Source organism: Rhizobium sp. 'Codium 1' (genome assembly GCF_020889605.1).
In the GTDB taxonomy this organism is placed as follows: domain Bacteria; phylum Pseudomonadota; class Alphaproteobacteria; order Rhizobiales; family Rhizobiaceae; genus Allorhizobium; species Allorhizobium algae.
This window is the reverse complement of sequence record NZ_JAJGPW010000017.1, coordinates 1-959: the sequence shown is the minus strand read 5'-3', so window position 1 is coordinate 959 and position 959 is coordinate 1. Positions and strand designations below refer to the sequence as shown.

Annotated in this window: 1 protein-coding gene; it reads right to left on the bottom strand. The window is 61.5% G+C overall.

The window, feature by feature from the left end; genetic code table 11:
• Window positions 1-959, bottom strand: a 959-nt coding sequence (gene tuf / locus LJE98_RS20085) for an elongation factor Tu (RefSeq protein ID WP_229577030.1), incomplete at both ends; no start/stop codon positions are given.

Below are 959 nucleotides of genomic sequence, written 5' to 3'. Positions count from 1 at the left end.
ACGGTACGGCCGCCTTCGCGGATCGCGAAGCGCAGCTTTTCTTCCATCGCGATCGGAACGATCAGCTCAACCTGAACCGTGACGTTGTCGCCCGGCATAACCATTTCCGTGCCTTCCGGAAGCGACACGATACCGGTCACGTCCGTCGTGCGGAAGTAGAACTGCGGACGATAGTTGGTGAAGAACGGCGTATGACGGCCGCCTTCTTCCTTCGTCAGGATGTAGGCTTCTGCCATGAACTTCTTGTGCGGCTTGACCGAACCCGGCTTGCAGAGAACCTGGCCACGCTCGACGTCGTCGCGCTGGATACCACGGACGAGCGCACCGATGTTGTCGCCAGCCTGGCCCTGGTCGAGCAGCTTGCGGAACATTTCAACGCCGGTCACCGTCGTCTTCTTGGTGTCGCGGATGCCGACGAATTCGACTTCTTCGCCAACCTTGACGATACCACGCTCGACGCGGCCCGTGACAACCGTACCACGGCCAGAGATCGAGAACACGTCTTCGATCGGCATCAGGAAGGGCTGGTCGATCGGACGCTCAGGCGTCGGGATGTAGGCGTCAACAGCGGCCATCAGCTCGCGAACGGCATCTTCGCCGATCTTCTTGTCGCTGTCGTTCAGGGCAGCCAGAGCCGAACCCTTGACGAAGGGGATGTCGTCGCCGGGGAAGTCGTAGGACGACAGGAGTTCGCGAACTTCCAGTTCGACGAGTTCCAGAAGTTCTGCGTCGTCAACCTGGTCGACCTTGTTCAGGAAGACCACGATCGCGGGAACGCCAACCTGACGGGCGAGCAGGATGTGCTCGCGGGTCTGCGGCATCGGGCCATCGGCAGCCGAGCAGACCAGGATCGCGCCGTCCATCTGCGCTGCACCGGTGATCATGTTCTTGACGTAGTCGGCGTGGCCGGGGCAGTCGACGTGCGCGTAGTGGCGGTTCGGCGTCTCATACTCGACGTG